The following is a 5,809-nucleotide window of genomic DNA, read 5'->3' on the forward strand; positions in this document are numbered from 1 at the left end:
GGGCTTGCCCGGCTGCCGTTGGCGTGATTTATCCCGCGAAGAGCAGCCGGGCAAGCCCGGCTCTACATGGGCGGATGCAGTGTCGCGAAGAGCAGCCGGGCAAGCCCGGCTCTACGGTCATGATTGCCGCCACACCCGGAAAGAACGGTCAGGGTTGCTGCGGGCCGTACGACGGCGGCACGGTTGTACTGCCCCAGTTGGGGTTGTGCTCCCTGCCCACGGTGAAGTCCAGGCTGCCGCCCTTCTGCACGAAGCTCGCCGGCAACCAGCTCTGCTCACTCGCCTTGCCGTTGACCTTCAAGTCCTGCACAAACGGCGCATCCATCGACGCACCCGCTGCCTTGACGACGATCTTCGCACCGGGCCGTTCGATCACTGCTTCCGGGAACAACGGGCTGCCGATCACCAGATCGGCGCGGCCGGGATACACCGGGTACAGCCCCAGCGCCGACCACACGTACCACGACGACATCTGGCCGAGATCGTCATTGCCCGGCATGCCTTCCGGTGCATTGGTCCAGATCTGCTTCATCGCCTGGCGCACGGTGGCCTGGGTCTTCCACGGCTGGCCGACGAAGTTGTACAGCCACGGCGCGGCGATGGACGGTTCGTTGTCCAGTTCGGCGTGCAGGGGACCGGACTTGGTCACTGCCCAGTCGCCATTCTCTTTGCGGAAGAACGCGTCCAGTCGTTGAATCGCCGCCTCGCGTCCGCCCAGCACCGCAATCAGACCGGCCGGATCGAACGGCACCATCCACAGGTACTGCGCGCCGCTGCCTTCGACGAACTCCTCATCCGAGGCCGGATCGAACTTCGGCCAGCTGCCATCGGCGTTGCGCGGCTGGATGTAACCGGCCTGCGCGGTCGCGTTCGGGTTGTAAAGATTGCGCCACCAGCCCGAGCGTTCGCGGAACAGCGCGGCACCGGCTTTATCGCCTGCAGCCGTTGCCAGCTCGGCAAGACCGAAGTCGGCGGCAGCCATTTCCAGCGTGTCCGAGGCAGTGCCCCAGCCCGGTGCACCGACCGGCATGTACTTCAGCTTCATCCACTGGTCGAGACCCGGACGCTGGCCGACGCACAGCACCGGGCAGCCGCGCCGGCTGAGGTCGCGCTCGGTCGGCACGGTGGCCGCTTTCTTCAGGGATGCATAGGCACGCTTGAGGTCGAAGTTGCGCCCGCCGAAGGCGTGGATGGCCGCCACCGATGGCGGCGATGGATCGCCGTTCATCACACCGGTCGGGCCGGTCAGGTGCGTCCAGCGGTCCCACACGCCGCCATTCTGGTCGGCCTGGTTGAGCAGCGACTGGGCGATGTCCGAGCCGACCTGCGGCTGCAGCAGGGTCACCAGCTGCAGCTGGGAGCGGTATACGTCCCAACCGGAGTAGTTGGCGTACTGCGCCTTCTGACCCTTCGACAAGGTGTGGACCTTGCCGTCGATGCCGCGATAACGGCCGTCGCCGTCACTGAACAGATTGGGGGCCAGCAGCGTGTGATACAGCGCGGTGTAGAACACGGTGCGCTCGTCCGGTGTGCCGCCGCTGATCTTTACCTGCCCCAGCTGGCGGTTCCAGGCCGCGCGTGCCGCCGCCTGGGTGGCGGCCAGCGTCGTGCCCACCGGGCTTTCGCGGCGCAGGTTGGCACGTGCGCCGGCCTCGTCCACGTAGGAAATGCCGATGCGTGCGGTCACTACCGGGCTGCGCTTGGCATCGAAGCTGATCCAGCCGCCTGCGCCCTTGCCCACCGGCGGATGCCCCTGCGTGCCATAGGTAGTGCCACCACCGCCCTCGCGCGCGCCCTTGCTGACGTCTTCATCGCGCCAGGTGCCGCCGGCCTCGAACGGCTGGTCGAACTCGGCAACGAAATGCAGCGTGTAATAGCTCTCGCGGCGGTCCTCGGCGAGGTAGCCGCAGAAGTTGCCCGAGGTCACCGTGCCGCGCACGGTGCGGGTGGCCGGATCGATCACGATGGTGGAATCGCTGCTGCCGACCTCGCTGTCGGAGGTGCGGAACAGCAGGTTGGCCGGCTTGTCGGCCGGGAAAGTGAACTGCCCCACGGCCGTGCGATCAGTTGCACCCAGTGCGACGGTGACGCCGTTGTCGAGGGTGAGCTGGTAGGCACCGGGACTGGCCGATTCGCGCTTGTGGTCCAGCCCGCTGGCGTAGCGCAGGCCGGCCTGCACGGATGAGGGCGACATCTCCACCGCCGTGGTCACCGGCATGATCGGGACGTCGCCGCTGGCCCCGGTGCAGCCGGTGCCGTTGACGTGGGTCAGGCTGAAGCCGCGCACCCCGTTGCCGCGCCATTCGTAACCGCCGGGCGCGGCGATGGCAAAGCGCTTGCCGGGCAGCGGGGTCATCTCCGGACTGAAGGCGACCATGCCGAACGGCATCTGCGGGCCGGGATACACATTGCCGGCATTGGTCGTGCCGATGAACGGGTTGACCTCAGCGGCGAGGTCGGCGGCCTGCAGGGCGCCGGGGGTGGCGGTGAGGACCAGCGAAGCAGCAACCAGCATCGTACGGTGCACTACGGACTCCCTTGTGGGTCAGGCCACGCAGGGCGCGGCGACGATTCGAGTCTAGCCGGGCCTGCCGGGCCCGTAACATGTCGTTGGTCACGGATTTCGACCGATCTAAACCCGGATATATGGCGATTGCCCGGGCGACTTCGCGCTAGACTCCGCGCTGGATCTCCGCTGCGACAAGGACTGTCATGATCGTTCCCGAATACTGGGCCGAAGCCATCCGCGACACGCGGCACAAGGGCCGCCGCCTGGTGGTCCGCCGCTTCGGCTGGTCCGATGACAGCGTGGCGGCCGCCCAGGCCCACGCCGAACTGCGGGTACAGGAAGCGCTCGACACCCTCCTGCAGGGGCAGGATGTTCCGCGCCGCGAACGGCTGACCAACTATGGCGTGGACGGCGTGCCCATCCGCGAGCAGATCGTGGAGCGCCAGGACGACCTGGTCATCACCCGCAACAGTTACGGGGCGCTGTGCCTGAACACCCCGAACGTGTTGTTCGCGGACATCGACCACCCTCCTCTGCCAACCACTTGGGCGTTGTCACCGGTGCTGACGGTGGTGCTCTGGAGCGGGTTGTGGGTGCTCGGCGCGAACCTGCTCAATGGCACGGCAGGCTTCCTGCTGGCGGCGGTCGTCGTCATCGCGCTCAATGCGCTGATGCTCCGTCGCACGAAACGCAACACCCAGCGCCGCGCACAACTGGAAACGCAGGCGCTGGCCCGGGTGGAGCGTTTTTCAGCAAAGCACCCGGACTGGCACCTGCGTACTTACCGCACCCCGGCAGGACTGCGGGTGCTGGTCATGCATGCCACCTTCTCGCCGCATGACGACGAGGTGCAGCAGCTGTTCGCCGCCCTGCATACCGACAAGCTCTACATGCGGATGTGCCGCGTGCAGCACTGTTTCCGCGCGCGTCTGACGCCCAAGCCGTGGCGTGTCGGCGTCCGCCGCCGGATTCGACCGCCGTTCGCCGCGTGGTCGGCAGAACAGGCCTTCCGACCTGATCGCCTGCAGTGGATCGCGGAGTACGAACGCCGGGCACGCGGCCATGCCGCCTGCAGTTTTCTGCGCGCGTATGGCAATGAAGCGCAGGTGGATGCCAAGGCAGAGGTCGTGCGGGCGGTGCACGACCGCATGACCCAGGCGTACGCGTCGTTGCCGCTGGCGTAACGGCCAAAAGGTCTCAGTGCGACTTCGTTGTCTCGCCGGTGTCGACAATACCGCCCTCGATGCTCTCCTTGGGAGCCTTCACCCGCTCCATGAAGTCGGCCAGCATCACCGCCCGGCAGTGCTCCACGCTCTGCCCGTCGCGCTCGGCGAACATGCGCGCGGCGTGCTCGAACAGGTCGGACAGGAGTTCGCCGAAGTCTTCCGCCCCGCCACTGAGGTCGGAATTGAGGGTGACGTGCAGTTCTTCATGCGCGGCCCACAGGCGCATGATCTCGAAGGCGTCCGGGTCGCTGAGAACGCCGTCGGGGATGGTCAATTCGTCCGTGTACATGGGTTGCTCCGTGTGGTGAGGGATCAGTTGATGACGTTGAGCGGCGTGGCTGACAGCGCGATGCTGCGCAGCGCACTGTCCTGGTAGACGACGTCGAGTTCCAGGCCCATCGGCGAGGTGGCGGTACCGCCTTTGGCGTGGGGGTCCAGGCCGGTGCAGCGGGTGGCACCGGCGTCCTCGTGGCAGGTCAGCGCCACCTGTTCGCGCGCAAGGAAACCCTCCACGTACATGCGGGCGGTGCCGGTGCGGAGTTCTTTTTCAAAGGCGTCGTTCCAGAAAGCTTCGCGCGCATTGAGATTGCTGCGCGATGACACCTCGTCAAACTGGCCGGTACCCCACAGCATCAGCGCACCGATGATGCTCAGCGCCAGATACGCCCATCCCTTGCCCATGCCCTGCCCCGTTGCGGCTGTGCCGGCCCACCCCCTGCGGGCCGTGACCGCGCCACGGTAAGATGGCGGCGCTTGTTCCGTCAATGGATGCCCTGTGCGCACTGTCCACGCGCTTCGTTACATCACCCCGCTTCGAGAAGGGGGTTCCCTGCCCGCCGTGGTCGAGACCGACGACGAAGGCATGGCCGTGCTCAAGTTCCGGGGGGCCGGCCAAGGCCCGAAGGCGCTGATTGCCGAGCTGATTGCCGGCGAACTGGCCCGTACCCTGGGCCTGCCGATTCCGGAGATCATGTTCGTGGAGCTGGACCGCGAGTTCGCCCGCACCGAGCCGGATCCGGAGATCCAGGATCTGATCCGCGCCAGCGAGGGCTTGAACCTGGGCAGCGACTACCTGCCCGGTGCGATCAATTACGACCCGGCGGCGATGCCGGTCGATGCCGAGCTCGCCTCGCGGATTGTCTGGTTCGATGCGTTCACCAGCAATGTCGACCGTACCGCACGTAACCCCAACCTGATGGTCTGGCATCGCAAGCTGTATCTGATCGACCACGGCGCGGCGATGTACTTCCATCACGATTGGGCCAATGCGGGCGAAGCCTGTGAGAAGCCGTTCCCGTTGATCCGTGACCATGTGTTGCTGCCGTTCGCCACCCGCATTGCCGAGGTGGACGAAGCGTTGGCGGCATTGATGACCGACGCGGAGATAGAGCGCATCGTGGCACTGGTGCCGGACAGCTGGCTGGTGGATGAGCCGTTCTTCGACAGCCCGGCGGCTTACCGCCAGGGTTACATCGATTATCTGAAACGCCGGCTGCGTGCACGCGCCGCGTTTGTCCAGGAGGCCGTCCGTGCCCACGCTGCACACGTATGACTATGCGGTGATCCGCGTGGTGCCGCGGGTCGAGCGCGAGGAATTCATCAACGTCGGGGTGATCGTGTCCTGTCCTGGTGCGCGTCATCTGCAGGCGGCGATCGAGATCGATGTGGCGCGGATGCAGGCATTTGCGCCGGCGCTGGATCTGGAGGCATTGCAGCCGTGGCTGGATGCGATCGTGGCGATCTGTCGAGGCGATGCCAATGCGGGGCCTATCGCGCAGTTGCCGGCGCGGGCGCGTTTTCATTTTTTGACCGCCAAGCGCAGTTCGATTGTGCAGATGTCCAGCACGCATGTCGGCCGCACCGCCGACCCGGAAGGTGTGGTGGAGCACTTGATGCGGAAGATGGTTCGCGTACCGGCTGCGTAACGCCGGGCGCAGTGGAACTGCATCAACACGCCCGGTGCAACGGAATGCGCCGTCGTAACGCCCGGTGCAACGGAACGCGCCGTCGTAGAGCCGGGCTTGCCCGGCTGCCGTTGGCAGGGAGTGTGACGCGAAGAGCAGCCGGGCAAGCC

At 66.3% G+C, this 5,809-nt stretch carries 6 protein-coding genes; 3 read left to right on the forward strand and 3 right to left on the reverse strand.

The window, feature by feature from the left end; translation table 11 throughout:
- Positions 1 to 148: 148 nt before the first annotated feature.
- Positions 149 to 2,527, reverse strand: a complete 2,379-nt coding sequence (locus QMX83_RS19575; protein WP_282298316.1) for a GH92 family glycosyl hydrolase — start codon at positions 2,525 to 2,527, stop codon at positions 149 to 151.
- A 185-nt stretch (positions 2,528 to 2,712) separates the two neighbouring features.
- Between QMX83_RS19575 and QMX83_RS19580 the strand changes: the two genes are divergently transcribed.
- Positions 2,713 to 3,693: a hypothetical protein gene (locus QMX83_RS19580; protein WP_282298317.1), complete on the forward strand. Its 981-nt coding sequence runs from the start codon at positions 2,713 to 2,715 to the stop codon at positions 3,691 to 3,693.
- Between the two features lie 13 nt (positions 3,694 to 3,706).
- On the opposite strand, the gene QMX83_RS19585 is transcribed toward QMX83_RS19580, so the two are convergent.
- Together QMX83_RS19585 and QMX83_RS19590 are read right to left on the reverse strand one after the other, a co-directional pair.
- Positions 3,707 to 4,024 carry a DUF5076 domain-containing protein gene (locus QMX83_RS19585; protein ID WP_282298318.1) on the reverse strand — a complete coding sequence of 106 codons (318 nt, stop codon included), beginning with the start codon at positions 4,022 to 4,024 and terminating at the stop codon, positions 3,707 to 3,709.
- Positions 4,025 to 4,047: 23 nt separating this feature from the next.
- Positions 4,048 to 4,416, reverse strand: coding sequence for a hypothetical protein (locus tag QMX83_RS19590; protein ID WP_282298319.1), 369 nt, complete (start codon positions 4,414 to 4,416; stop codon positions 4,048 to 4,050).
- A 94-nt stretch (positions 4,417 to 4,510) separates the two neighbouring features.
- Here QMX83_RS19590 and QMX83_RS19595 point away from each other — a divergent pair, with 94 nt between their 5' ends.
- Entirely contained in the window at positions 4,511 to 5,287 is a 777-nt protein-coding gene (locus QMX83_RS19595) for a HipA family kinase (protein WP_282298320.1), read from the forward strand.
- The gene (locus QMX83_RS19600) at positions 5,265 to 5,660 is read left to right on the forward strand and encodes a DUF3037 domain-containing protein (protein WP_282298321.1); all 396 of its coding nucleotides are present in this window, start codon (positions 5,265 to 5,267) and stop codon (positions 5,658 to 5,660) included. The genes QMX83_RS19595 and QMX83_RS19600 overlap by 23 nt, the downstream gene beginning before the upstream one ends.
- Positions 5,661 to 5,809: the final 149 nt, after the last annotated feature.

The organism is Stenotrophomonas sp. PS02289, assembly GCF_029960115.1.
Lineage (GTDB): Bacteria > Pseudomonadota > Gammaproteobacteria > Xanthomonadales > Xanthomonadaceae > Stenotrophomonas.

Coding starts and splice junctions, on each gene's coding strand:
- QMX83_RS19580 (WP_282298317.1), top strand. CDS start 2,713: ATGATCGTTCCCGAATACTGGGCCGAAGCCATCCGCGACACGCGGCAC.
- QMX83_RS19585 (WP_282298318.1), bottom strand. CDS start 4,024: ATGTACACGGACGAATTGACCATCCCCGACGGCGTTCTCAGCGACCCG.
- QMX83_RS19590 (WP_282298319.1), bottom strand. CDS start 4,416: ATGGGCAAGGGATGGGCGTATCTGGCGCTGAGCATCATCGGTGCGCTG.